Below are 26,157 nucleotides of genomic sequence, written 5' to 3' on the forward strand. Positions count from 1 at the left end.
CGCCTGCGAACGGGCCGGGTTGAGCACCTCGACCAGCCGCTCGAACGGCACGTCGGCATGCGCGAAGGCTTGCAGGTCACGCTCGCGGACCTGGGCGAGCAGGTCGGTGAACGACGCGTCGGTGTCGACCTGCGCACGCAACACCAGGGTGTTGACGAACATGCCGACCAGGTCGTCCAGTGCCCGCTCGCCACGACCGGCCACCGGGATGCCGATGGCGATGTCGTCGGAGCCGCTCAGCCGGGCCAGCAGTGCCGCGAAGGCGCTGTGCACCACCATGAACAGCGTGGTGCCGTGCGCGTGCGCGACCCGGTTCAGCTCGTCGATCAGCTCGCCGGGCACCCGGAAGCGGTGTGTCCCAGCCTGATACGACGCGACCGCGGGCCGGGGACGCCCGGCCAGGCGCAGCTCGTCGGGCAGGCCGTCGAGCGCGGTGCGCCAGTAGTCGAGCTGCTCGGAGATCAGCGAGGTCGGATCGTCTTCGGAGCCAAGGGTTTCCCGCTGCCACAGCGCGAAATCCACGTACTGGACCGCGAGCGGCGGCCAGCCCGGCTCGGACGCCGAGGTGCGGGCCACGTAGGCGGTCATCAGGTCGCGGACCAGCGGCCGCATCGAGAAGCCGTCCGTCGCGATGTGGTGCACCACGACAACCAGCACGTAGTCCTGGTCACCGAGCTGGTAGGCGCGTAGCCGCACCGGCGGCTCGGCCGTCACGTCGAAGCCGCGCTCGACGAATTCGTAGAGGGCGCCGAGCAATTGCCCCTCGGCGACCGGGAAGACCTCGAGATCCGGGATCGCCCGGGTCGCGGGCAGCACCCGCTGATAGGCGACGCCGTCCTGGGACGGGTAAACGGTGCGCAGCGATTCGTGCCGCGCGACCACATCGGCGACCGCGCCGCGCAGCGCGGCCAGATCCAGCGCACCCTCCAGCCGCACCGCGGCCGGAATGTTGTTGGCCGCGGAGTCGGCGTCGAAGCGGTTGAGGAACCACATCCGCTGCTGGGCCAGCGACAACGGCGGGCGCTCGGGGCGCACCTGTGCCGTAAGCGCTTGCCGCGCACCGGTTCCGGCCCGCGACTCGACCCGGGCGGCCAGCGCCGCCACGGTCGGCGCCTCGAACAGCACGCGCACGCCGACCTCGGTGTCCAGCGCAGCACTCAGCCGCGCGACCACCTGGGTGGCGACCAGGGAGTTGCCGCCGAGTTCGAAGAAGTCGTCGTCTACGCCGACGCGCGGCAGTCCGAGCAGGTCGGCGAAGACCTCCGCGACGATCTCCTCGATCGGCGTGGCCGGGGCGCGGAACTGCTTGGCCTCGAACACCGGCGCGGGCAGCGCCCGGCGATCGAGCTTGCCGCTGGCGTTGACCGGGAAGGCGTCGAGCACGACCAGCGCGGCCGGAATCATGTAGCCGGGCAGCAGGCCGGCCAGCGCCAGCTTCACCGCGTCGGTGTCGATCACCGAATCCGATTCGGCGACAACGTAACCCACCAGCTGATCGCCGGCGTGCGCGTCGGTGCGCACCACGACGACCGACTGTGCGACGCCGGGCTGGGTCAGCAGCGCGGCCTCGATCTCGCCGAGCTCGATCCGCAGGCCGCGCAGCTTCACCTGGAAGTCGGTGCGGCCCAAGTACTCCAGCTCGCCGGCCGGGGTCCAGGTGACGAGGTCACCGGTGCGGTACATCCGCTTCCCCGCGCCGCCGTACGGATTGGCGACGAAGCGATCCGAGGTCAGATCCGGGCGGCCGAGGTAACCGAGCGCGAGTTGATCGCCCGCGAGATAGAGCTCACCCGCGACACCCGGTGCGACGGGGTGCAGCCGGGCGTCGAGCACGAAGACCCGGGTGTTCCACACCGGGGCGCCGATCGGCACCGAGACCGAATCCGCTTCCGTCACTTCGTGATACGTGACGTCGACGGCGGCCTCGGTCGGGCCGTACAGGTTGTGCAGCTTGGCGCCGGTCAGCTCGCGCAGCCGCTGCGCGGTCGGCGCGGGCAGCGCCTCACCGGAGGCGAACACCTGCCGCAACCGCGAGGACGGGTAACCGTCCGCGTCACCGTTCTCGTTGCCCAGGGTGGACACGAACACCGACAGCATGGACGGCACGAAGTGCGCCGTGGTGATGCCGTGTTCGGCGATGATCTGCGCCAGGTACACCGGGTCGCGATGCCCGTCCGGCTTCGCCACGACCAGTCGCGCGCCGGTCTGCAAGGGCCAGAAGAACTCCCACACCGACACGTCGAAGGTCGCGGGCGTCTTCTGCAACACCGCGTCGTCGGACCCGATCGGGTACTCGTGCTGCATCCACAGCAACCGGTTGACGATCGCGGCATGGCTGACCGCCACGCCCTTCGGCCGGCCGGTCGAACCCGAGGTGAAGATGACGTAGGCGGTATTGCCCGGCCGAAGCGGCTGGGTGCGTTCGGCATCCGTGATCGGCGCGCCGCTGGAGGCGGCCATGCCCGGCACACCCTCGATGCCCTCGATCGCGATGACCGAGACCTCGCGCTGCAGATCGATGTCGAACCCGTCCGCCGAGCGGTACAGGATCATCCGCGGCCGCGCGGTGTCGACGATGTGGTTGATCCGGTCGGCGGGCTGATCCGGGTCGAGCGGCACGTACGCCGCACCCGTCTGCAGCACCGCGTACATCGCGATGACCAGCTCGTTGGAGCGGCGGATCGACAGGGCGACCAGCGATTCCGGGCCGACGCCCGCCTTGATCAACTGCCGGGCGATGCGGTTGGCCCGCACCTGTAGCTCGCGGTAGGTGAGCCGCTCCTCGTCGAAGACCAGGGCCACCGCGTCCGGCGTGGCCGCGGCCTGCGCGTCGAACAGCGAGACCAGGGTCTCGGCGGGCACCTGGTGCGCGGTGTCGTTCCAGTCGACCAGCACCTGCGCCTGCTCTTCCGGCGCAAGCAGGTCGATATCGCCGATCGGCACGTTCGGGTCGGCGGTGACCGCCGCCAGCACCCGGTCCAGCCTGCGCGCGAACGCGGCCACCGTGGCTTCGTCGAAAAGGTCCTCGGCGTAGGAGAATTCGGCCGACATGCCGGCCGCGTCGCCGAGTTCGTCCTGGGTCTCCTGCAGGGTCAGCTGCAGATCGAACTTCGCCAGGCGCGCGTCGTAGTCGACGCCGTTGACCGAGAGTCCGGGCAGCTCGAGGCTGGCCTGCCGGGTGTTCTGGAAGGTCAGCATCACCTGGAACAGCGGATGCCGGGCCTGCGAGCGGGCCGGGTTGAGCACCTCGACCAGCCGCTCGAACGGCACGTCCGCGTGCGCGAACGCGTGCAGGTCCTTCTCCCTGGCCTGCGCGAGCAGGTCGGCGAAGCTCGCCGCGCCGTCGACCTCGGTGCGCAGCACCAGCGTGTTGACGAACATGCCGATCAGGTCGTCCAGCGCGGCCTCACCGCGACCGGCCACCGGCGTGCCGATGGCGATGTCGCCGGTGCCGCTGGCCCGGGCGAGCAGCACGGCCAGCGCGCTGTGCATGACCATGAACAGCGACGCGTTGTGCCTGCGGCCCAGATCGACCAGCGCGCGCTGGGTCTCGCCCGAGATCACGAACGGATAGGTACCGCCGCGATAGGACGCCGCCGCGGGGCGCGGCCGATCCGCGGGCAACACCAATTCGTCCGGCAGGTCCGCGAGTTCGCGGGCCCAGTAGCGAATCTGGTTGGCGATCAACGAACTCGGGTCGTCCTCGGAGCCGAGCACCTCGCGCTGCCACAGCGCGTAGTCCGCGTACTGCACGGGCAGCGCCGACCAGGCCGGCGCCTCCCACGAGGTGCGCGCGGCGTAGGCCACCATCACGTCGCGGGCCAGCGGGCCCATCGACCAGCCGTCGGCGGAGATGTGGTGCACCACCATGCCGAGCACGTACTCGGTCTCACTGATCTCGAAAAGCCTTGCGTGCAAGGGCACTTCGTTGGTCACGTCGAACGCCATGGAGGCGAGCTGGACCAGGTGGTCGATCAGGTTGTGCTCGGTCACCGGGATCGGCGTCAGGTCGGGCACGATCTGCGCCGCGTCCAGGACCACCTGCACCGGACCGGTCTTGGTCTCCGGGAACACGGTGCGCAGCGACTCGTGCCGGTCGATCACGTCGATGACCGCCACCTGCAACGCGGCCACATCGAGGTCACCGGACAGGCGGATCGCGACCGGGATGTTGTTCACCGCGGACGCGGTGTCGAACCGGTTGAGGAACCACATGCGCTGCTGCGCAAGCGAAAGCGGCACCTCCTCCGGACGGACCCGGGCGACCAGCGCCTTGCGCGCGCCGTCACCGGCATGCGACTCCACCCGGGCCGCGAGCGCGGCGACGGTGGACGCCTCGAACAGCATGCGCACCGGGACACGGGTGTCCAGCGCGATGCCGAGGCGGGAGGCGACCTGGGTCGCGATCAGCGAGTTGCCGCCGAGCTCGAAGAAGTCGTCGTCGACGCCGACCCGGTTGATGCCGAGCACCTCGGCGAAGATCTGCGCGACGATCTCCTCGATCGGCGTTGTCGGCGCACGGAATTCGCGCACCTCGAACACCGGCGCGGGCAGCGCCTTGCGGTCGAGTTTGCCGGACGGGTTGAGCGGCAACGCCTCCAGCACCACGATCGCCGACGGCACCATGTAGGCGGGCAGCGTGCGGTGCAGGGCGTTCTTGATGTTGTCGATGTCGACCGGGCCCGCGGGGGTGACCACGTAGGAGACCAGCTGATCGCCCGCGACGGTGTCCAGCACGAGCACGACCGCCTGGGTGACGGCCGGGTGGTCGAGCAGCGCGGCCTCGATCTCGCCGAGTTCGATGCGCTGGCCGCGGAACTTCACCTGGAAGTCGGTGCGGCCGATGTACTCCAGCACGCCTGCCGTGCCGACCTCGGGGTCGTGCGGCTCGACCCAGCGGACCAGGTCGCCGGTGCGGTAGAGGCGGGTGCCGGGCGCGCCGAAGGGGTTGGCGACGAAGCGTTCCGCGCTCAGATCGGGGCGGCCGTGGTAGCCGCGGGCGGTCTGCACGCCGCCCATGTACAGCTCGCCGGGCACGCCGACCGGGACCGGCTCCAGGCCCTCGTCGAGCACGTAGGCCTGCGCGTTCCACACCGGACGGCCGATCGGCACCGACGTGGGGGCGACCTCGTTGAGGTGCCAGGCGGTCGCGTGCACGGTGAACTCGGTCGGGCCGTACAGGTTGTGCATCGCGGCGGTGGAGAACTGCCGGAACGCGGCGACAGTCGCCGGCGGCAGCGCCTCACCGGCGACGAGAACCGCACGCAGCGAAGCGCATTCGGCGGTCGACGCGGCGCCCGCGAACACCGACAGCATCGACGGCACGAACGAGGTCATGGTGACCTGGTGCCGCCCGATGATCTCGGACAGGTACATCGGATCGCGGTGCCCGTCCGGCGCGGCGATGAGCATCCGGGCGCCGACGGTCAAGGTGCCGAACAACTCCCACACCGACACGTCGAAGGTGACCGGGGTCTTCTGCAACACCACATCGGCCGGGCCCATGCGGTATTCGCCGGTGATCCAGGCGATCTGGTTCAGCACGCTGGCGTGGCTGACCGCCACGCCCTTGGGCCGGCCGGTGGAGCCGGAGGTGTAGAGCACGTACGCGGTGTTCGTCGGGCGCAGCGGTGCGCGGCGCTCGGCGTCGGTGACCGGTCCGTCGCCGAACTCGCTCAAATCCAGGGTGTCGACGGCGATCACCGGGCAGTCGGCGGACTCGACGTCGTCGGACAGGGTGGTCAGCACGCACACCGGCGTGGAGTTCGCCAGCACGTAGTCGGTGCGCTCGGCCGGATGATCGGGGTCGATCGGCACGTAGCCGCCGCCCGCGGTCATGGTGGCGTAGATGGCGATCAGCATGTCCACCGAGCGGCGGATGCCGACGGCGACCAGCGATTCCGGGCCGACGCCCTCGGCGATCAGCTTGCGCGCCAAGCGATTCACCCGCGCCGAGAACTCGGCGTAGGTCAGGTGGACCTGCGGGCCGAATTCACCGGCACTGCGGGTGCCGCCGTCGAACAGGACGGCGATGTCGTTCGGGCGCAGGCGAACCTGTTCCTCGAACAGCTCGAGCACGGTCGCCGCGGGCAGCTCGTGCGCGGTCTGGTTCCAGCCGGTGAGCACGGTGGCGCGTTCGGCATCGTCGAGGATGTCGATGTCGCGCACGGCGGCCTGCGGTGTGCTGACCGCGGCCTCGAGCACGCGCAGGTAGCGGCGGGTGAATTCGGTGACCGTCGCGGCGTCGAACAGGTCGGTGGCGAAGGAGACCACGGCGGCCATGCCGGCGGGTTCGCCCTGCGCGCCACGCTCTTCGGTGACGGTCCACTGCAGGTCGAACTTGGCGATATCGACCTCGAGCTCGTCGGCGGCGACCGACAGCCCGGGTAATTCCAGGGTCGCGTGCGACATTTCCTGGAACGACAGCATCACCTGGAACAGCGGGTGCCGGGCCTGCGAGCGGGTCGGGTTGAGCACCTCGACCAGGCGCTCGAACGGCACGTCGGCGAACGCGAACGCGGCGAGGTCGGTTTCCCTGGTGCGGGTGAGGAATTCGGTGAACGGCTCGCTGCCGTCGACCTCCGAGCGCAGCACCAGGGTGTTGACGAACATGCCGATCAGGTCGTCGAGGGCCTGCTCGCCGCGCCCGGCGACCGGGGTGCCGATGGCGATGTCATTGGTGCCCGACAAACGCGCGAGCAGCACGGCCAGGGAGGCGTGCATGACCATGAACAGGCTGACGCCCTGTGCGCGCGCCAAGGCCGAAAGCCGTTGGTGCAGTTCGGCATCGATGTCGAACGCGACCCGGCCACCGCTGAAGCTCTGCACCGGCGGGCGCGGGCGGTCGGCGGGCAGATCGAGCTGATCCGGCAGCCCCGCCAAAGCCCGGCGCCAGTAGGCGATTTCGCGGGCCGCCATGGAACCGGGGTCGGACTCGGCGCCGAGCAGCTCGCGCTGCCAGACGCTGAAGTCCTGGTACTGCACCGGCAGCGGCGCCCAGCTCGGCGCCTGCCCCGCGGCGCGCGCGAGGTAGGCGGCGGCGACGTCGCGGGCCAGCGGGCCGAACGAGAAACCGTCCGCGGCAATGTGATGCACCACGAACGCGACCGCGTAATCGGCGGTGCCGTTGTCCCGGCCGCCGGTCACCGCGTAGACCCGGACCCGGATCGGCAGTTCCCGCGACACATCGAAGCCGGTGGAGGCGAAAGCGGTGAGCACACCGTGCAATTCGGCCTCGTCGATCGGCTCGATCGCGATGCCGAGATCGACCTGCTCGACCGGCAGCACCTGCTGGTAACCGCCGTCGCCGGACTCGGGGAAGATCGTGCGCAGCGACTGCTGGCGCGCGACCACATCGATCAGCGCGGCCTGCAACGCGTCCAGGTCGACCTCGCCGCGCAACCGCACCACGAACGGCAGGTTGTAGGCGGGCACGGTCGAATCGAACTGATTGATGAACCACATCCGCTGCTGCGACAGCGACAGCGGCACCCGCTCGGGCAGCTGCTGGGCCACCAGCGGCGGCCGCGCGCCCTCGGTCTGGCTCGCGTTCTCCGCGCGGGCGGCGATCCCGGCCACGGTCGGGGACTCGAACAGCGCCCGCACCCCGATCTGGGTACCGAACGCCACCCCGATCCGCGACACCACCTGGGTCGCGACCAGCGAGTTACCGCCGAGATCGAAGAAGTTGTCGTCGATGCCGATCCGGTCCTGGCTCAGCACGTCGGCGAAGATGCCCGCCACGATCTGCTCGGCCTGGGTACGCGGGGCGCGGAAGCTGGTCGCGTCCACGCTGAACACCGGCTCCGGCAACGCCTTTCGGTCCAGCTTGCCGGAGGTGTTGAGTGGGAACCCGTCCAGCACCATGATCGAGGCCGGCACCATGTAGCTCGGCAGCTTCTCGGCCGCGAACCTGGTCAGCTCGGTCGGATCCACCGAATGCCCCGGCGCGGGAACCACATACGCCACCAGCTGCTGACCGGTGGCGGTATCCATCACCAGCACAACGGCTTGACTGACCGCGGGATGCGCGAGCAGATCGGTCTCGATCTCACCGAGCTCGATGCGCTGACCACGGAACTTCACCTGGAAGTCGGTGCGGCCGATGTATTCCAGCGTGCCCGCGTCGTTCCAGCGCACCAGATCGCCGGTGCGGTACATACGTTCGCCGTTGGCCGACAACGGATTCGCGACGAAACGATCCGCGCTCAGATCCGGACGACCGCGGTAACCGCGGGCAAGCTGACGGCCACCGAGGTAGAGCTCACCCGGTGCGCCGATCGCGGCCGGTCGCAGCCGCGAATCCAGCACGTAGACCGAGACATTCCACTCCGGGATGCCGATCGGCACGGTCACCGTGTCGGCGGCGGTCGCCTCCCAGTAGGTCACCGAGACGGCGGCCTCGGTCGGGCCGTACAGGTTGTGCAGGCCCGCCGAGGTGATCGCGCGGAAACCGGCGGCGGTCTCCGGCGGCAGCGCCTCGCCGATCACGAAAACCGCACGCAGCGTGGCACATTGCGCCTGGGTCGCGTGCGAGACGAACACCGTCAGCATCGACGGCACGAAGTCGGTCACGGTGACCCCGTGCCGCTCGATCATGTCCGCGACATACAACGGATCACGATGGCCGTCGGGCGAGGCGATGACCAACTTCGCGCCGACCAGCAGCGGCAGGAAATAACCCCACAGCGACACGTCGAACGTGGTCGCGGTCTTCTGCAGATACACGTCGTCCGCGGTGAGCCGGTACTCGTCGAGCATCCACAGCTGCTGATTGACGATCGCGTGATGGGTGACCGCCACGCCCTTGGGGCGTCCGGTCGAACCCGAGGTGTAGATGACGTAGGCGGTGTTGTCCGGGCGCAGCGGCGCGAGCCGGTCCGCGTCGGTCACCGGCGCGGCGGAGAACTCCGACACATCCAGGGTGTCGATCCGCACCTGCCGCACCGCATCCGGCAGTTCCAGCTCATCGGCGGACAGCGTCAACACACAGACCGGTGCCGCGCTGTCGAGGATGTAGGCGGTGCGATCGGCCGGATGATCCGGATCGATCGGCACATACGCGCCACCGGCCTTCAGCACCGCGTGCATGCCGATGACCAGCTCCAGCGACCGCCGCATGCCCAGCGCGACCAGCGATTCCGGGCCGACGCCGTCGGCGATCAGGAACCGGGCCAGCCGGTTGACCCGCGCGTCGAACTCCGCGTAGGTAAGGGTCGCACCCTCGAAATCGAGCGCGATGTTGTCCGGCGCTACCGGCATCTGCGCATCCAGCAGCGCCGACAGCGTGGTGTCGGGCACCTCCTGGTCGGAGTCGTTCCACTCCAGCAGCGAGCGTTCCCGCTCGTCGGCGGTGGTGACGTCCAAGGCCCAGACCGCGGCATCGTCCGCCGCCGCGAGGAACCGGTCGAAGAACTCCAGGAAGCGCGAATGATGGCGCGCCGCTTCGGCTTCGGTGTAGAGGTTCGGGTTGGTCTCGAAGTCGATGTGCGAGCGGGTGCCCGCGACCGACTGATAGAAGTTGACGCCGAGATCCTCGATGCTGCCGGTGGACAGCACGTGCAGCTGGCCGACCATCGGGCCCATCACCAGCTCGTCGTGGAACAGCATGATGTTGACCCACGGCCCGAAGAACTCCGTGGTCACCATGCCGTCGCCGGCGGTGTCGCGACGGATGTCCTCGTGCCGATAACGCTGATGCCGCAGCGCGCCGGACACCTCGACCGTCACCTGCTTGAGCAGCTCACTCACCGTGGTGTCGTGGCCGACGTGCAGCCGCAGCGGCACGATGTTCGACGACACACCGCCCGAGCGGCGCATCGCCGCGGTGGTGCGCGCGGTCACCGGCAGGCTCAGGATGACGTCCTCGACGCCGTTCCACTGCGCCAGATACCCGGCGAACGCGGCCAGCAGCAGCCCGGCCGGCGACGAATCATGGCGCTGCACAGCCGCTTCCAGCAGCGTGTTCTGCTCATCCGAGAGCGCCGCGCTGGCGATCCCGTTGATCGCGGCGGGCGGGGCGGAGCGGCCCGTGAGGCTGGTGCCGTCCTCCAGTCCCGCGACCCGCTGGATCCAGTACTCCTTGTCGGAGCTGAACCGCGTGCTCTCGCGGTAGGCCATTTCCTGCTCATAGAGCGTGTGCAGATCGGTGGCCTTGGAGACGGCTGGCTCGGTGCCGTTGGTGTAGGCGGTGTAGAGCTCGGCGATCCGGTTCAGGTTGGTCATGGCGCCGAAGCCGTCGAGCGTGACGTGATGCGCCCGGGAGTACCAGTACCAGTGGTCGTCGGCCAGTTGCAGCGCCGCGACCGCGATCAGCCGATCGGTGGTCAGATCCATCGGCCGGCTGTACTCGGCCCGCATCCACTCCATCGCGGCCGCGGCCGGATCGGCCTCGGCGCGCAGATCTACATAGGTGACCTTGTCGTAGTCGGCGATGCTGTGATCGACGTACTGCAACGGCTCGCCGTCGCGTTCGATGATGCGCAGGAAGCCCGAACCGAGCTCGTGCGAGGCGTCGATGCTGGCCTGTTCCAGGATCTCGACATCCAGCGCGCCGTGCAGATCCACGTACTGCGCGATGTTGACCGGCACCTGCGGGTCGACATGCTGCGCGTACCAGATGCCCAGCTGCGCAGGAGACAGCGGGAAGTAGCCCGAACCAGCGTTTGCCCGTTCGTCACCAGCTTCGCCGTTTCCGCCGAAATCCAGCCGGTCCAACCGTAACCTCGCTTCCGGAACACCACGCAAGCGCTCCCCGACGACACCCGGACAGGACGCTCACCTATCCCAGCGTGGCGCCCGCGTCTCGGGGTTCAGTTCTCTAATCAATCAGGCAAAAAAAGCTCATTGGCACTATCTGTTCGCCAGGGTGACCTTGTTACATAGGCGCGACCGCGCCCACTACCCACCGACCGGCAATGCCGGGAATCTCGCTGCAGATCACCGAACCAATCTACCGTCGTCGCCCGCACCGAACCAACCAACCTCGATAGCTGACCGACATCATCACAGGCAGTCGAGTTGTCCGTACTTTGCGGGTCTCATGTTGCAGACCTCACATCCTGCGCGACGGGCCGCGCGGGCGGCGCGGCGGGTCACCGATGACGGGCGCGGGCGGGGTCGTAGAGGTGGGATTCGGCACACGACACCGGGTCTGCGAGGGCCTTGCCGACCAGGATGATCGCGGCCTGCCGCAGCTCGGCGGCCTCGACCTGATCGGCGATGCCGGCCAGGGTGCCGCGCAGGATCAGCTGGCCGGGCTGACTGGCGCGGTAGACCACGGCAACCGGGCAGTCGCTGCCGTAGTCGGCGACGAGCTCGGCGGCCAGCGCGCGGATTCGGGTGATCGCCAGGTGCAGCACGAGGGTGGCGCCGGTGGCCGCGAAGTTGGCCAGGGCCTCGGTGCCGGGCATCGCGGTCGAACGCGCCTGGGTTCGGGTCAGTACGACCGACTGCACGACTTCGGGGACGGTGAGTTCGGTGCCGAGCAGCGCGGCCGCGGCGGCGTAGGCGGGGACACCGGGGGTCACGTCCCAGGCAATGCCGTGCTTATCGAGCCTGCGGGTCTGTTCGGTCAGTGCCGAGTAGATCGACGGGTCACCCGAGCACAGCCGGGCCACGTCCTTGCCTGCCCGGTCCGCGCGCACCAGATGCTCGGTGATCTGGTCGAGGTCCAGGTGCTGGGTGTCGATCAGTTCGGCGTCGGGCGCGCAGTGCGCGAGGACCTCGGGGTCCAGGTAGGTGCCCGCGTACAGGCACACCGGCGACGAGCCGAGCAGGGTGACCGCCCGCACGGTCAGCAGGTCGGCCGCACCCGGCCCGGCGCCGATGAAGTGCACGGTCATGCGGGTGAGTGTATTCAGCGAGGTTCGGGTCAGGCCGTCGCGTCGAAGTGGGCGATCACCTTGGTCGGGCGCAGCCGGACGACGAGTTCGCCGGGGACGCCGTTGCGCTTGCCGAATTCCTCGGCGCGGTCGGCGCCCATGTAGCGGCCGCCGATCTCGGTGGCGGTGCGGAGCAGTTCTTCCGGATCCTCGGACAAGGTGACGGTGCCTTGCAGCTGCACCGACGGGTACGGCTCGGCCTCGACGTCGACGATCACCGCGATCCGGCCGTCGCGCGCGAACGCCTTGCCCTTGGCGGTGTTCTTGCCGGTGTTGAAGACGAGTTCGTCATCCTCGAGCACGAACCAGACCGGCGTCACCATCGGCCGGCCGTCGTCGGCGACGAAGGCCACCTTGCCCGTCCGCGTGCCGTCGAGCAGGAACTCCCGCACCTGAGGATCCGAAAGAGAAGCCATTGCTTCAGCCTAGGGGCACGCAGGCGGCCGGACGGGGCAGCAGCGGGCGCATGTCGCGCTCAGATCGCGCCTTGCTCGCGGGCGCGGGCGACGGCCGAGGTGCGGGAGCGGACACCGAGTTTCGCGTAGATGTGCACCAGGTGGGACTTGACCGTGGTCTCGCTGAGGAACAGCTCCTTGGCGATCTCCCGATTGGAGCGGCCGTCGGCGACCAGCCGCAGTACCTCGATCTCGCGGGCGCTCAGGGTGGTGTCGGCGCGGCGCACCCGGGTCATCAGCTTCGAGGCGACCGCGGGCGACAGCACGCTCTCCCCCGCGGCGGCCGAGCGGACCGCGGCGAGCAGTTCGGCGGGCGGGGTGTCCTTCAGGATGTAGCCGCAGGCGCCGGCCTCGATCGCGCCGAGGATGTCGGCGTCGGTGTCGTAGTTGGTGACCACCAGGACATTCGGCGGTTGCGGAAGCGCGCGCAGCTCGGCGGTGGCGTCCGCGCCGGAGCGGCCGGGCCCGAAGCTCAGGTCCATCAGCACCAGGTCCACCGGGGTGGTGGCACAGAACGCGACGGCCGCCTCGCCGGTCGGCACGTCGCCGACGACGGTGATGTCGTCGCCGCCGTCGAGCAGTGCGCGCAGGCCGGCCCGGACGATGGCGTGGTCGTCGGCCAGCAGCAGGCGGATCATGCGCGGTCTCCCGGTTCGGCCGAATCCGGTTCGGGGGCAGCGGGTTCGAGGGGGAAGGCGACGGTGACGGCGGTGTGACCCGGTTCCGATTCCACCGCCATGGTGCCGCCCTGCTGCTCTACTCGGGAACGCATGGCGGCGAGGCCGAACGAGCCGGACGGCGAGTGATCGAGGACATCGGGTTCGATGCCGATGCCGTCGTCCACGACATCGAGGAGGACCTCGGCGTCGGCGTAAGTCAGGGTCAGGCGCATTCGGTCGGCCTTCGCGTGTTGCACCACGTTCGAGACCGCGCCCTGCGCGATGCGCACCAGTGCTGCCTCGATCGGCATCGGCAGTCGTTCGGGGGTGCCCTCGACCACCAGCTGCGTGGCGAGGCCGGGGGCATTCGCGCGCAAGCAGATTCGCTCCAAGGCCTGTGCGAGCGATTGACCGTCGAGTGCGGCGGGAGCCAATTCGGCTATCAGTCTTCTGGTTTCGGCGAGGTTCTCGGCGGCCGTTTCCCTCGCCAGCCGAATCTGTTGCAGTGCAGGGTGATCCGGTGCCGACTGTTCCGCGGCATGCAGTAGCAGCTGGATACTGCTCAAGCCCTGGGCGACGGTGTCGTGGATCTCCTGCGCGAGTCGCTCACGCTCGGACAGCTTGCCTGCCGTGCGCTCCTGTTCGGCGAGTATCGCTCGGGTACTGAGCAATTCGTCGATCAGTCGCTGCCGCTCGGCGGACTCACGGAACAGCGCTTGATAACCGAGGCCGATACCGACGGCGACCGCCGCGCCGAAGATCGGGCCGATCGCGCCGGCCACCGACCAGCCGCGGTGCACCCCGAAACCCACCACGGCGATCGCGGTCGCCCCGGCCACCGCCAGCAGACTCCACGGCCGCGGGAGCAGATGCAGGTAGAGGAAGAAGAGGCCGAAGGCCAGGTATCCGGCGTCCGGGGCGAGCACGACGAGGCAGAGCCACCAGACCGTCAAGGCGGTCAACCAGATCGCGATCCCGCCGCGGCGGCCGCTCAGCACGTGACCGGCGAAGTACGTCGCCAGGAACCCCACGGTCAGCGCCACCACCGGGACCGGGTGCGGCGCGCCGGGCAGCAGCGCACGCACAGCGATCACCACCGCCAGCGCCGTCATCAGCACATGCAGTCCGAGCCGCAGCGCGGTGAAGACGGGCGTGAGCGGGGACGAGTGCACCTTGCCAGCTTATGTGCGGCTACCCCGGCGGCATCCATCGAAAGGTGTAAAACGCCACCCACCGTTCGATGGTGCGCCTTTCCTTCCCGCGCGCGATGGCCGCGGGCTCCCCGCGCGGAACAGTGAAGGCATGTTCGTCGCACTCCGAGATCTGCGCGCCGCCCGCGGCCGCTTCCTGCTCATCACCCTGGTCGTCACGCTGGTGGCGCTGCTGGTGAGCTTCCTCAGCGGGCTCACCGCCGGGCTCGCGCACCAGAACATCTCGGCCGTCGAATCGTTCCCCGGCGACACCGTCGTCTTCGCCGACACCGGCGCCGCGCCGTCGTTCGACGCCTCGACGCTGACCGCCGAGCAGGTCGCCGCCTGGCAGGCCGCGGCGGGCCCGAACGGCACCGTCGCCCCGATCGGGATCAGCCACGGCAAGGTCGATCCGCGTGGCCGCGCCGCGGTGCAGGTGGCCTTCTTCGGCACCACCGGAACGGCTTTCGGCAACCGGTCCGCAACCGAGAACGGGAGCGTGGTGCTCAGCACGGGCGCGGCCAAAGATCTGGGCGCGGGCGCAGGCGACTCCGTCATGATCAGCGGCCGCGATTTCACCGTGGCGGCGGTGCGCGGAGACGACTGGTACAGCCACACTCCGGTGGTCTGGACAACCCTCTCGGACTGGCAGGCGATGAGCCCGCGCTCCGGTGCTGCCACCGTGCTCGCCGTCTCCGGCGTGCCGAATCAGGCAGCGTTGAACGCCACCGCGCACACCCAGACGACCGACCCGTCCGGCGCGCTGTCCGCGCTCAGCGCGTACAAAGCCGAGAACGGTTCGCTGACCCTGATGACCGTGCTCCTGTTCGCCATCTCCGCCTTGGTGATCGGCGCGTTCTTCACCGTGTGGACCGTCCAGCGCATGCCCGATATCGCCACCCTCAAGGCCCTGGGCGCTACCTCCGGATCGCTGGTCCGCGACGCGCTGGCCCAGGCCGCCATCGTCCTGTCCGCAGGTGTTGCCGTCGGGCTCGGAATCACCGTCGCCGCAGCCGCTTTCATGGGTGATGCGCTCCCCTTCGTCCTGAGCCCAGCGACCACATTGCTACCCGCCTTGGCCCTCATAGTCCTCGGCCTGCTGGGCGCGGCCTTCGCGCTCCGCTTCCTCTTCACCACCGACCCGTTGACCGCACTCGGCGCGGGACGCTGACTCGGCACGAACCCAAGACTCGTTGACGCACTGGAGCTTCCGACCTATGACCACCACCCTGACCCTCGATGACGTCACCCTCACCTACCCCGACGGAGCGGGCCGGCTCACCGCACTCGACCGCGTCGACCTACGCGTCGCGGGTGGCGAGATCGCCGCCATCACCGGTCCGTCCGGCTCGGGTAAATCCAGCCTGCTCGCCGTCGCATCCACCCTGATCCGCGCCGATTCGGGTCGCATCGACCTCCAAACCTCGACCGGCAGCGTCGATCTCGCCACGGTCGGCCGCCGCGAAGCCGCCGAACTACGCCGCACCTCCATCGGCATCGTCTTCCAGCAACCGAACCTGATCCCCGCCCTCACCGCCGTCGAACAACTCCAGGTCATGTCCCACCTGGGCCAGCGCTTGCACATCTCGCCCCGTCAGCGCCACGAAACCCGGGCTCGGGCACTGGAACTCCTCGACGCGGTCGGGCTGGCCGACCAGCACGCCAAGCGCCCCGCCCAGCTCTCCGGCGGTCAGCGTCAACGGGTCAATATCGCCCGCGCCTTGATGAACAACCCCGCCCTGCTCGTCATCGATGAGCCCACCAGCGCCCTGGACACCGAACGCGGCGCCGCCATCATCGACCTGATCCTCACCATCGTCCACGACCACAACGCCGCGACCCTCCTGGTCACCCACGACCGCACCCACCTGCACCGCATGACGGCCGTCCACACCATGACCGACGGTCACCTGACCCAGAACTCGGACGTTCCAGCGCGATTCGTCCCGCACTCGGCCTGAGCACACCTACTTGCGGTAGCCGAGCAGGGCGTTCTGTTCGCGGTAGACCTTGGTGCGGAGAGCGTCTACGAAGGCGGCTACTTCAGGGCGGCGGAGAGTTTCAGCGCGCGCGACCAACCAATAGGCGAGCTGGACCGAGACCTTGGCGGGGAGAACACGGACAAGGTCGGAATGCCGGTCGGCCATGAAGCAAGGCAACAGACCGATGCCTGCGGCGGCCCGGGTGGCTTCGACATGGACGAAAACGTTGGTGGAGGTGACGGATTCGCGCATCGCGGGGGCGAAGCTGGAGGCCAGGTCCAGGTCGTCTACCTGGAGCATGGAATCGATGAAGTAGACCAACGGATGTTGGGCCAGGTCATCGATGGTCGCGGGAGTTCCGTGTTCGCGCAGATAGTCTCGGCTGCCGTAGAGGCCGAGGCAGTAGTCGGAGAGACGAATCGCGGTGGCGCGGTGGACCTGTGGTTCGCCGACGACTACCTCTAGGTCCAGACCTGAGCGCTGGGTCGAGGCTCGCCTTGTGGTGGCGACGATTTCGACGGTGATCTTGGGATGTTGACGTTGCACCTCGGCGGCCGCCGGAGCAGCGAGGTAGGCGCTGAAGCCGTCGGTGGCCGAAATCCGGACCACGCCCTCCAATACCCGGCTGCCGTCGGCGTCGGCGGCGAGGGACTTGACGGCGGACTCGACCACTTCGGCCGCCGCCAGCGCTTCCTTGCCGAGTTCGGTGAGTTCCCAGCCGCCGGCCGCGCGCGTCAGCACCCGGCCGCCGAGGGTGTGTTCCAGCGCGGCGATCCGCCGGGAGATGGTGGTGTGGTTGATGCCGAGTTCCTCGGCCGCCGACACGAAACGACCCGATCGGCCGACAGCGAGCAGTACCAACAGGTCGTCCGCGCTCGGCCGACGGGCAGACCCCGCGGAACCGACGTTCATATCTGCATCCTCGCAGATACGTACTGCACATCTAGTCATTGCGGACAAACCGATCTGCACTAATACTTCGTTGCAGCCGAGTTTTGTGGGGGCCATCACATCTACACCCTGATGTGACCCCTGGCACGAAGGAGAGTTCGATGAGCGTGCGCAGTGCATTGTGGCCAAGCGACCCGGGCGGGGTGCCGACCGGCCTGAGACGGGTGGTCGCCGCATCGATGGCGGGCACGGTCGTCGAATGGTACGAGTTCTTCCTCTACGGCACGGCCGCGACGCTGGTGTTCAGCAAGGTGTTCTTCGCCAAGGGCACCAGCGATCTGGACGCGATCCTCGCCGCCTTCATCACCTACGCCGTCGGCTTCGCCGCACGTCCGTTGGGCGGCATCGTCTTCGGGCATTTCGGCGACAAGTACGGCCGCAAGAAGCTGCTGCAATTCAGCCTCATCCTGGTCGGCGCCTCGACGTTCCTGATGGGCTGCCTGCCGACGTTCGGTCAGATCGGTTACTGGGCGCCGGCGCTGCTGGTCGTGCTGCGCTTCATCCAAGGTTTCGCCGTCGGCGGTGAGTGGGGCGGCGCGGTTCTCCTTGTGGCCGAACACAGTCCGAGCCGCAGCCGTGGGTTCTGGGCGAGCTGGCCGCAGGCCGGGGTGCCGATGGGGAACCTGCTGGCGACGGTCGTGTTGCTGGCGCTGACCACCTGGCTGTCGGACGCGGCCTTCCTGAGTTGGGGCTGGCGCGTGGCCTTCTGGCTGTCGGCGGTGGTCGTGCTGGTCGGCTACTACATCCGCACCAAGGTCACCGACGCGCCCATTTTCGTTGCCGCGCAACAGGAATTGGAGCAGATCAAGGCGACCTCGCTCAGCGTCGTCGAGGTGCTCAAGCGCTACCCGCGCGGCGTGCTCACCGCCATGGGTCTGCGCTTCGGCGAGAACATCCTGTACTACCTGGTCGTCACCTTCACCATCACCTATCTGAAGGTGCAGGTGCACGTCGACACCAAGGTCATCCTCTGGTGGCTGCTCGCCGCGCACGCCGTGCATTTCGTGACGGTCCCGCTGGTCGGGCGGCTGTCCGACCGCTTCGGCCGGCGGCCGATCTACCTGATAGGCGCGGTCACCGCGGGCACCTGGGGCTTCTTCGCCTTCCCGATGATGGACAGCGGGCACAACGCGGTCATCCTGTTCGCCATCATCATCGGCCTGGTCTTCCACGCCTTCATGTACGCGGGGCAGCCCGCGATCATGGCCGAGATGTTCCCGACCCGCATGCGGTATTCCGGTGTGTCCCTGGGTTATCAGGTCACCTCGATCGTGGCCGGATCGCTCGCGCCGATCATCGCGGTCCGCCTGCTGAACACCTACAAGTCCGCGGTGCCGATCGCCATCTACCTGGCCATCGCCGCGGCCGTCACCGTCGTCGCCGTCTACTTCGCCCGGGAAACGAAAGGTCTGGATTTGGAAACCGTCGACCTCGCCGATGCCGAATACCTGGCCGGCCAGCCCGCCGCGGTGGCCGTCAAATGAGCGACCTCACCGGCCGTTCCGCCCTGATCACCGGCGGCGCCAGCGGGATCGGCGCCGCCTGTGCGCGGGCCCTCGCCGCCCGCGGCGCCCAGGTCACCATCGCCGATATCGACGAGGTGGGCGCGAAAGCGCTGGCCCGTGAGCTAGACGGAAAGTCCTGGGCGGTAGACCTTCTCGAAGCCGACGAACTGGAAACGCTCGAACTCGAGATCGACATCCTGGTGAACAACGCAGGGGTGCAAAGCATCAGCCCGATCGAGGACTTCGCCCCGTACCAGTTCCGCACGCTGCTCACGCTGATGGTCGAGGCGCCGTTCCTGCTCATCCGCGCGGCGCTGCCGCACATGTACCGGCAGGGTTTCGGCCGGATCGTCAATATCTCGTCGGTGCACGGACTCCGGGCCTCGGAGTTCAAGTCCGCCTACGTGACGGCCAAGCACGGACTGGAGGGCCTGTCCAAGGTGACCGCGCTGGAGGGCGGCCGGCACGGCGTCACCAGCAACTGCGTCAGCCCGGGCTATGTCCGGACCCCGTTGGTGGACAAGCAGATCGCCGACCAGGCCAAGGCGCACAACATCCCCGAGCAGGAAGTGCTGGAGAAGATCCTGCTCACTGAGAGCGCGATCAAACGCCTGGTCGAGCCGGAAGAGGTTGCCTCGCTGGTGAGCTGGCTCGTCTCGGCGGACGCGGGCATGGTGACCGGCGCCTCCTACACCATGGACGGCGGCTGGAGCGCTCGATGATCGAGCCCTCACCCCAAGGCGGACAACGCCATTCGGCGCAGCACGGGCCTGGCCCGGACGGCCGTCGCGGTGCTCGCGCTGTGCGGGGTGGAGTTGATCAACCCGAAGGCGGCGTGGGCTTGCACCCGCGCCGTCTCCTCGGGTAGCCCGGGATGCAGTTCGCGCAGCACCGTGACCCAGATTTCCACGTACTGGCGCTGGGTCCGGCGCAGTTCCCGGCGGGCGGTGGCGGGCACGTTCTCCAGATCGCGGTCCTGGATCCGGATCAGGTCCGGATCGCCGAGCGCGAAGTCGAGGTGGAAGTCGACGAGACCGTCCAGCGCCTCGGCCGCGCCGGCCGTGCGCGCGACCACCGCCTTGCCACCGTCGAGCAGTCGCTGGCTGACGCCGACGAGCAGTTCGACCAGCAGCGCTTCCTTGTTCGGGAAATGGCGGTAGACCGCGGGCCCGCTGATGCCGACGGCCGCGCCGAGGTCGTCGAGACGCATGCCGAGGAAACCACGGTCGGCTATGAGCCGGGCACCGGCGTCGAGGAGTTGCTGCCGTCGCTGCGCCTTCAGCTGTTCACGGCGGGTGAGCGTGACAGGGTCAGTGCTGGTCACACGCGCTCCTTTCGCCCTACCTGGACATCTCGGTTAACCAAGATTAACCTGGATTCCAGTTATCGGCGACTAACTGACCGACAGGACCAAGTCATGACCGTTACCGAAGAGGCCGTCGACAACCGAGTCGCCCACAAGGCGCTGGTGGACGACCTGAGTGCCCGGCTGGCCGCCGCAGCGCTCGGCGGGTCTGCGAAGGCCCGGGATCGCCACGTGGCGCGCGGCAAGTTGCTGCCCCGCCAGCGGGTGGACCAGCTGCTCGACCCGGGCAGCCCATTCCTCGAACTCTCGCCACTGGCCGCGACCGGGATGTACGGCGACGAATCCCCCGGCGCCGGGATCATCACCGGGATCGGCCGGGTGTCCGGCCGTGAATGCGTGATCGTGGCCAACGACGCCACCGTCAAGGGCGGCACCTACTACCCGATGACAGTGAAGAAGCATCTGCGCGCGCAGGAGATCGCGCTACAGAATCAGCTCCCCTGCCTGTATCTCGTCGATTCCGGCGGCGCCTACCTGCCCGAGCAGGACGAGGTGTTCCCCGATCGCGAGCACTTCGGGCGCATCTTCTACAACCAGGCGAATATGAGCGCCAAGGGAATTCCGCAGATCGCCGCGGTACTCGGCTCCTGCACCGCGGGCGGCGCGTACGTGCCCGCGATGAGCGACGAGGCGGTGATCGTGCGCAATCAGGGCACCATCTTCCTCGGCGGGCCGCCACTGGTGAAGGCCGCGACCGGCGAGGTGGTCACCGCGGAAGACCTCGGCGGCGGCGAACTGCATTCGCGCACTTCGGGTGTCACCGACCATCTGGCCGAGGACGATCAGGACGCGCTGCGCATCGTGCGCCGCATCGTGGCGACCCTCGGCCCGCGGCCGTCGGCCCCGTGGGCGGTGCTGCCGCCGGTGGCACCCGCGGCGCCCGAGTCCGAGCTGTACGACGTGGTGCCGGTCGACCTGCGCACCCCATACGACGTCCGCGAGGTGATCGCTCGCCTGGTCGACGGTGATCCGGACGGGGACAGCACTTTCCACGAGTTCAAGGCCGAGTACGGCAAGACCCTGGTCACCGGCTTCGCGCACATCCACGGCCACCCGGTCGGCATCGTCGCCAACAACGGCGTGCTGTTCAGCGAATCCGCCATGAAGGGCGCGCATTTCATCGAGCTGTGCGACAAGCGCAAGATCCCGCTGCTGTTCTTGCAGAACATCACCGGCTTCATGGTCGGCCGCGACTACGAGGCGGGCGGCATCGCCAAGCACGGCGCGAAGATGGTCACCGCGGTGGCCTGCGCGCGGGTGCCGAAGCTGACCGTGGTGATCGGCGGATCCTATGGCGCGGGCAACTATTCGATGTGCGGGCGCGCGTATTCGCCGCGCTTCCTGTGGATGTGGCCGAATGCCAGGATCTCGGTGATGGGCGGCGAGCAGGCCGCCTCCGTCCTGTCGACGGTGCGCGGCGATCAGCTCGACAGCTCCGGGCAGCCGTGGTCGGCCGAGGACGAGGAGGCGTTCAAAGCGCCGATCCGCGACCAGTACGAGAGCCAGGGCAACCCCTACTATTCGACGGCCCGGCTCTGGGACGACGGCGTGATCGACCCCGCGGACACCAGAACCGTCCTCGGACTTGCCCTTTCGGTGTGCGCGCAAGCGCCGCTCGAACCCGTTTCCTACGGCGTCTTCCGGATGTGAGTGCGATGCTGAACAAATCTCATCCCGTCGGGTTCGACACCGTCCTCGTGGCCAACCGCGGCGAGATCGCGGTGCGGGTCATTCGCACGTTGCGCGCCATGGGCATTCGCTCGGTCGCGGTCTACAGCGATGCCGACGCCGACGCCAGGCATGTGCACGAGGCCGACACGGCGGTGCGCCTCGGTCCGGCACCCGCGCGCGAAAGTTACCTCGCCATCGACAAAGTCGTGGACGCCGCGGTGCGCACCGGAGCTCAAGCGGTGCACCCCGGATACGGATTCCTCTCCGAGAACGCCGCTTTCGCCGCGGCGCTCGCGGACGCGAACATCGTCTTCCTCGGCCCGCCCGCCCGCGCGATCGAGGTCATGGGCGACAAGATCGCGGCGAAGAACACCGTCGCCGCCTTCAATGTCCCCGTCGTGCCCGGTATCGCCCGGCCCGGACTGACCGACGCCGACCTGATCGAGGCCGCGCGCGAGGTCGGCTACCCGGTGCTGGTCAAGCCCTCCGCCGGCGGTGGCGGCAAGGGCATGCGGCTGGTCGAGGATCCGGCGCAGCTGCCGGAGGCCCTGCTCAGCGCGCGCCGCGAAGCCGCGTCCGCGTTCGGCGACGACACCCTGTTCCTGGAACGCTTCGTCACCCGCCCGCGGCACATCGAGGTGCAGGTGCTCGCCGACCAGTTCGGCAACGTGCTGCATCTCGGCGAACGCGAATGCAGCCTGCAACGCAGGCACCAGAAGGTGATCGAGGAAGCCCCGTCCCCGCTGCTCGACGCCGCGACCCGGGCCCGGATCGGCGCCGCCGCCTGCAACACCGCGCGCAGCGTCGACTACGTCGGCGCGGGCACGGTCGAGTTCATCGTCTCCGCCGACCGGCCGGACGAGTTCTTCTTCATGGAGATGAACACCCGACTACAGGTCGAACACCCGGTCACCGAGCTGGTCACCGGCGTCGACCTGGTGGAATGCCAGGTCCGGGTCGCGGCCGGGCAGAAGCTCGCGGTCGAGCAGGACGAGATCCGGATGATCGGCCACGCCATCGAGGCCCGGGTCTATGCCGAGGATCCCGGTCGCGGGTTCCTGCCCACCGGCGGCACGGTGCTCGATCTCGTGGAGCCCGAAGGCGTTGGCATCCGGGTGGATTCGGGCCTGCGCGTCGGCACGGTGGTCGGCAGCGACTACGACCCGATGCTGTCCAAGGTCATCACCCACGGCGCGGACCGGACCGCCGCGATCGCGAAACTCGATCGGGCACTGGCCGATACCGTGCTGCTCGGCGCGACCAGCAACATCGAGTTCCTGCGCTTCCTGCTCGCCGACCCGAATGTCGCGGCGGGACACCTGGATACCGGGCTGCTCGACCGCCGGGTCGCAGACTTCCACCCCGCCCCCGTGCACGACGAGCTGTTCCTGGCCGCCGCCACCTACCGCTGGCTGCGGCGCTGGCCGGCGACGCCGAGCGATCCCTGGCACGTCCCGTCCGGCTGGCGCATCGGCAACGCCGCGCCCACCTCGATCCGGCTGACCGGCGGCGACCGGACCGAGCACGTGTACCTGACCGGCACCCCCGCCGCCGCGACCGCGCGCATCGCCGAAGGCGAATCGACCTCGGTCACAGCGACTTTCGCCGGCAATCTGCTGACCTTGATCCTGGACGGCATCCGGCGCGAGTACCGGATCGCCGAATCCGACGGCCAGCTGTGGCTCGCCGGGCCCACCGGCATCGCCATGCTGCGCGAGGTCGCCGAGGCGAGCGTGCGTGGCGCCGCCGAACACGTCGGCGACGCCGAAATCAAAAGCCCCATGCCGGGTTCGGTGATCGCCGTGCAGGCCGACACCGGCACCCAGGTCGCCGCGGGCGCCCCGGTGGTCATCGTGGAGGCGATGAAGATGGAGCACTCGCTCACCGCGCCGATCGCCGGAACCGTGGAGATACTCGTGACGCCCGGCACCCAGGTGCGCCTCGATCAAGTACTGGCCCGCATCGTCGCGGCACCCGCCGAAGACTCGAATACCGCCGAGCGAGAAGGAAACCCAGCATGACCGACTTCCTGTCCACCGGCGCACTGCCGCAGGAGTACCGCGACCTCGCCATGACCGTGCGCGATTTCGCGCGGACGGTGGTCGCGCCGGTCGCCGCCGAACACGACGCGAAGCACACCTTCCCGTACGAGGTGGTCGCCGGCATGGCCGACATGGGCCTGTTCGGCCTGCCGTTCCCCGAGGAGTACGGCGGCATGGGCGGCGACTACTTCGCGCTGTGCCTGGCCCTGGAAGAACTCGGCAAGATCGACCAGAGCGTGGCCATCACGCTGGAGGCCGGCGTCTCGCTCGGCGCGATGCCGATCTACCGCTACGGCAACGACAAGCAGAAGCAAGAATGGTTGCCGCAGTTGACCAGCGGGCGTTCGCTGGCCGCGTTCGGGCTCACCGAACCCGGCGCGGGCAGCGACGCGGGCGGGACCAAGACCACCGCGATCGCCGACAGCGGTGACTGGGTGATCAACGGCAGCAAGCAGTTCATCACCAACTCCGGCACCGACATCACCACGCTGGTGACGGTGACGGCGGTGACCGGTCAGGCGGGCGGCAAGAAGGAGATCTCCACCATCCTGGTGCCCACCGACACCCCCGGTTTCGTCGCCGAACCCGCCTACAACAAGGTCGGCTGGAACGCCTCGGACACCCACCCGCTCAGCTTCACCGACGTCCGGGTGCCCGAGGAGAATCTGCTCGGCGAGCGCGGCCGCGGCTACGCCAACTTCCTGCGCATCCTGGACGAGGGCCGGATCGCCATCGCGGCGCTCGCGGTCGGCGCCGCGCAGGGCTGCGTCGACGAGAGCGTGCGCTACGCCAAGGAGCGCGAGGCATTCGGCCAGGTCATCGGCCGCAATCAGGCCATCGCGTTCAAGATCGGCCGGATGGAGGCGCGGGCGCACACGGCCCGCACCGCCTACTATGACGCCGCAGCGCTGATGCTGGCCGGCAAGCCGTTCAAGAAGCAGGCGTCCATCGCCAAGCTGGTGGCCAGCGAGGCGGCCATGGACAACTCCCGCGACGCCACCCAGATCTTCGGCGGCTATGGCTTCATGAACGAATACCCGGTGGCCCGGCACTACCGGGACAGCAAGATCCTCGAAATCGGCGAGGGCACAACGGAGGTGCAGTTGATGCTGATCGGACGGGAGCTCGGGCTATGACCGACACCAACAGCTTGCGCCGGGTCGTGCAGACCGGCATGTGGTTCGAGGAGCTCGAGACCGGCGTGCTGTACGAGCACCGGCCGGGCCGCACCATGACCGAGACCGACAACGTGCTGTTCAGCACGCTGACCATGAATCCGCAGGGGCTGCACATCGATGCGGCCTACAGCGAGGCCCAGGAGCCGTTCCATCAGCGCCTGGTCAATTCGCTGTTCACCCTCGGCACCATGGTCGGCCTCGCGGTGGCGCACCTGACCCAGGGCACCACCGTCGCCAATCTCGGCTTCTCCGAGGTGAAGTTCCCCGCGCCGCTGTTCCACGGGGACACCGTCTACGCCGAGACCGAGGTGCTGGACAAGCGGGTGTCGAAGAGCAGGCCCGGCGAGGGCATCGTCACCTTCCGGCACACCGCGCGCAATCAGCACGGCGCCGTCGTCGCGGTCGCGGTGCGCAACGCGATGATCCGCCTGCGTCCCGAGTCCGGCCAGTCATGACCTGGACGATGCCGGGGCCCGCGTGGTTGTTCTGCCCGGCGGATCGGCCGGAACGCTACGAAAAGGCCGCCGCCGCAGCGGATGTGGTGATCCTCGACCTGGAGGACGGCGTCGCCGCCGGCGACAAGGCCGCCGCGCGCAAGGCGCTCGTCGAGACGCCGCTGGATCCCGAGACCACGTTCGTCCGGGTCAACGCGGCCGGTACCGACGAGCACGCTCTCGATCTGGCCGCGCTGGCCGACACCCGCTATCGGCGCGTCATGCTGCCGAAATGTGAATCGGCCGAACAGATCACGGCGCTGGCCGAGTACGAGGTGCTCGCGTTGATCGAATCCCCGCTCGGCGCGATCACGGTCGGCGATTCGATGACCGCAGGCAACGCGATCGGCGTGATGTGGGGTGCCGAAGACCTCGTCGCCGGGCTCGGCGGGCAGTCGAGCAGGCATGCCGACGGCAGCTATCGCGATGTGGCGCGGCATGTTCGGTCCACCTCGCTGCTCGCGGCCAAGGCGTACGGGAAGTTCGCGCTCGACTCGGTGTACCTCGATATCCGCGATCTCGACGGCCTGCGGGCCGAAGCACTGGACGCGGTCGCCGTCGGATTCGACGGCAAGGTGGCCATCCATCCCAGCCAGGTGGCGGTCATCCGCGCGGCCTACGCGCCGTCGGAGACCGAAATAGACTGGGCCCGAAGGGTACTCGACGAGGTACCCAAGCATCGTGGTGTGTTCGCCTTCGAGGGCCGCATGGTCGACGCCCCCGTCCTGCGACATGCCGAGCAGATCGTGCGGCGCGCCGAGCGCGCCTGACCACCAGTTCGA

At 68.8% G+C, this 26,157-nt stretch carries 16 protein-coding genes; 9 read left to right on the forward strand and 7 right to left on the reverse strand.

Annotation, left to right across the window (positions count from 1 at the left end; translation table 11 throughout):
- From F3087_RS43370 to F3087_RS43390, 5 genes are all read right to left on the reverse strand, one after another.
- Positions 1-10,716, reverse strand: a 10,716-nt coding sequence (locus F3087_RS43370) for a non-ribosomal peptide synthetase (protein WP_150408031.1), incomplete at its 3' end; no start/stop codon positions are given.
- Positions 10,717-11,093: 377 nt separating this feature from the next.
- Positions 11,094-11,843 (reverse strand): precorrin-4 C(11)-methyltransferase, encoded by a 750-nt coding sequence (cobM, locus tag F3087_RS43375; protein ID WP_150408032.1) that lies wholly within the window; start codon positions 11,841-11,843, stop codon positions 11,094-11,096.
- Between the two features lie 29 nt (positions 11,844-11,872).
- Positions 11,873-12,298, reverse strand: a complete 426-nt coding sequence (locus F3087_RS43380) for a PPOX class F420-dependent oxidoreductase (protein ID WP_150408033.1) — start codon at positions 12,296-12,298, stop codon at positions 11,873-11,875.
- Positions 12,299-12,357: 59 nt separating this feature from the next.
- On the reverse strand, positions 12,358-12,975 hold the full coding sequence (locus F3087_RS43385; protein ID WP_150408034.1) for a LuxR C-terminal-related transcriptional regulator: 618 nt from the start codon (positions 12,973-12,975) through the stop codon (positions 12,358-12,360).
- Complete coding sequence (locus tag F3087_RS43390; protein ID WP_150408035.1) at positions 12,972-14,168, reverse strand: sensor histidine kinase; 1,197 nt, start codon at positions 14,166-14,168, stop codon at positions 12,972-12,974. The genes F3087_RS43385 and F3087_RS43390 overlap by 4 nt, the downstream gene beginning before the upstream one ends.
- A gap of 130 nt (positions 14,169-14,298) precedes the next feature.
- Between F3087_RS43390 and F3087_RS43395 the strand changes: the two genes are divergently transcribed.
- Both F3087_RS43395 and F3087_RS43400 read left to right on the forward strand, forming a co-directional pair.
- Entirely contained in the window at positions 14,299-15,357 is a 1,059-nt protein-coding gene (locus tag F3087_RS43395; protein WP_150408036.1) for an ABC transporter permease, read from the forward strand.
- A gap of 46 nt (positions 15,358-15,403) precedes the next feature.
- Positions 15,404-16,147, forward strand: a complete 744-nt coding sequence (locus F3087_RS43400) for an ABC transporter ATP-binding protein (protein ID WP_150408037.1) — start codon at positions 15,404-15,406, stop codon at positions 16,145-16,147.
- Positions 16,148-16,153: 6 nt separating this feature from the next.
- On the opposite strand, the gene F3087_RS43405 is transcribed toward F3087_RS43400, so the two are convergent.
- On the reverse strand, positions 16,154-17,080 hold the full coding sequence (locus tag F3087_RS43405; protein ID WP_191094436.1) for a LysR family transcriptional regulator: 927 nt from the start codon (positions 17,078-17,080) through the stop codon (positions 16,154-16,156).
- Positions 17,081-17,220: 140 nt separating this feature from the next.
- On the opposite strand from F3087_RS43405, the gene F3087_RS43410 reads away from it, so the two are divergent.
- Together F3087_RS43410 and F3087_RS43415 are read left to right on the forward strand one after the other, a co-directional pair.
- On the forward strand, positions 17,221-18,603 hold the full coding sequence (locus F3087_RS43410; RefSeq protein ID WP_150408039.1) for an MFS transporter: 1,383 nt from the start codon (positions 17,221-17,223) through the stop codon (positions 18,601-18,603).
- Entirely contained in the window at positions 18,600-19,346 is a 747-nt protein-coding gene (locus tag F3087_RS43415) for a 3-hydroxybutyrate dehydrogenase (protein WP_150408040.1), read from the forward strand. Before F3087_RS43410 ends, F3087_RS43415 begins: the two co-directional genes overlap by 4 nt.
- An 8-nt stretch (positions 19,347-19,354) precedes the next feature.
- Here the strand turns inward: F3087_RS43415 and F3087_RS43420 are convergent, their stop codons facing one another.
- A complete protein-coding gene (locus tag F3087_RS43420; protein ID WP_150408041.1) occupies positions 19,355-19,948 on the reverse strand; it encodes an SACE_7040 family transcriptional regulator in 594 nt (197 codons plus the stop codon).
- A gap of 93 nt (positions 19,949-20,041) precedes the next feature.
- Here F3087_RS43420 and F3087_RS43425 point away from each other — a divergent pair, with 93 nt between their 5' ends.
- Genes F3087_RS43425 through F3087_RS43445 form a run of 5 tightly spaced genes read left to right on the forward strand, consistent with a single transcriptional unit; the run spans position 20,042 to position 26,145 of the window.
- Positions 20,042-21,640, forward strand: a complete 1,599-nt coding sequence (locus tag F3087_RS43425; RefSeq protein WP_150408042.1) for a carboxyl transferase domain-containing protein — start codon at positions 20,042-20,044, stop codon at positions 21,638-21,640.
- Positions 21,641-21,645: 5 nt separating this feature from the next.
- On the forward strand, positions 21,646-23,682 hold the full coding sequence (locus F3087_RS43430) for an acetyl/propionyl/methylcrotonyl-CoA carboxylase subunit alpha (RefSeq protein ID WP_150408043.1): 2,037 nt from the start codon (positions 21,646-21,648) through the stop codon (positions 23,680-23,682).
- Positions 23,679-24,839 (forward strand): acyl-CoA dehydrogenase family protein, encoded by a 1,161-nt coding sequence (locus F3087_RS43435; RefSeq protein ID WP_150408044.1) that lies wholly within the window; start codon positions 23,679-23,681, stop codon positions 24,837-24,839. The genes F3087_RS43430 and F3087_RS43435 overlap by 4 nt, the downstream gene beginning before the upstream one ends.
- Positions 24,836-25,336 carry a MaoC family dehydratase gene (locus F3087_RS43440; protein WP_150408045.1) on the forward strand — a complete coding sequence of 167 codons (501 nt, stop codon included), beginning with the start codon at positions 24,836-24,838 and terminating at the stop codon, positions 25,334-25,336. The genes F3087_RS43435 and F3087_RS43440 overlap by 4 nt, the downstream gene beginning before the upstream one ends.
- Entirely contained in the window at positions 25,333-26,145 is an 813-nt protein-coding gene (locus F3087_RS43445) for an HpcH/HpaI aldolase/citrate lyase family protein (RefSeq protein ID WP_150408046.1), read from the forward strand. Before F3087_RS43440 ends, F3087_RS43445 begins: the two co-directional genes overlap by 4 nt.
- Positions 26,146-26,157: the final 12 nt, after the last annotated feature.

This window comes from Nocardia colli (assembly GCF_008704205.1).
Classification (GTDB): Bacteria; Actinomycetota; Actinomycetes; order Mycobacteriales; family Mycobacteriaceae; genus Nocardia; species Nocardia colli.

Excerpts from the sequence above, each read along its gene's own strand:
- cobM (WP_150408032.1), bottom strand. The coding sequence starts at position 11,843 with ATGACCGTGCACTTCATCGGCGCCGGGCCGGGTGCGGCCGACCTGCTG.
- F3087_RS43380 (WP_150408033.1), bottom strand. The coding sequence starts at position 12,298 with ATGGCTTCTCTTTCGGATCCTCAGGTGCGGGAGTTCCTGCTCGACGGC.
- F3087_RS43385 (WP_150408034.1), bottom strand. The coding sequence starts at position 12,975 with ATGATCCGCCTGCTGCTGGCCGACGACCACGCCATCGTCCGGGCCGGC.
- F3087_RS43395 (WP_150408036.1), top strand. The coding sequence starts at position 14,299 with ATGTTCGTCGCACTCCGAGATCTGCGCGCCGCCCGCGGCCGCTTCCTG.
- F3087_RS43400 (WP_150408037.1), top strand. The coding sequence starts at position 15,404 with ATGACCACCACCCTGACCCTCGATGACGTCACCCTCACCTACCCCGAC.
- F3087_RS43405 (WP_191094436.1), bottom strand. The coding sequence starts at position 17,080 with ATGAACGTCGGTTCCGCGGGGTCTGCCCGTCGGCCGAGCGCGGACGAC.
- F3087_RS43410 (WP_150408039.1), top strand. The coding sequence starts at position 17,221 with ATGAGCGTGCGCAGTGCATTGTGGCCAAGCGACCCGGGCGGGGTGCCG.
- F3087_RS43415 (WP_150408040.1), top strand. The coding sequence starts at position 18,600 with ATGAGCGACCTCACCGGCCGTTCCGCCCTGATCACCGGCGGCGCCAGC.
- F3087_RS43425 (WP_150408042.1), top strand. The coding sequence starts at position 20,042 with ATGACCGTTACCGAAGAGGCCGTCGACAACCGAGTCGCCCACAAGGCG.
- F3087_RS43430 (WP_150408043.1), top strand. The coding sequence starts at position 21,646 with ATGCTGAACAAATCTCATCCCGTCGGGTTCGACACCGTCCTCGTGGCC.
- F3087_RS43435 (WP_150408044.1), top strand. The coding sequence starts at position 23,679 with ATGACCGACTTCCTGTCCACCGGCGCACTGCCGCAGGAGTACCGCGAC.
- F3087_RS43440 (WP_150408045.1), top strand. The coding sequence starts at position 24,836 with ATGACCGACACCAACAGCTTGCGCCGGGTCGTGCAGACCGGCATGTGG.
- F3087_RS43445 (WP_150408046.1), top strand. The coding sequence starts at position 25,333 with ATGACCTGGACGATGCCGGGGCCCGCGTGGTTGTTCTGCCCGGCGGAT.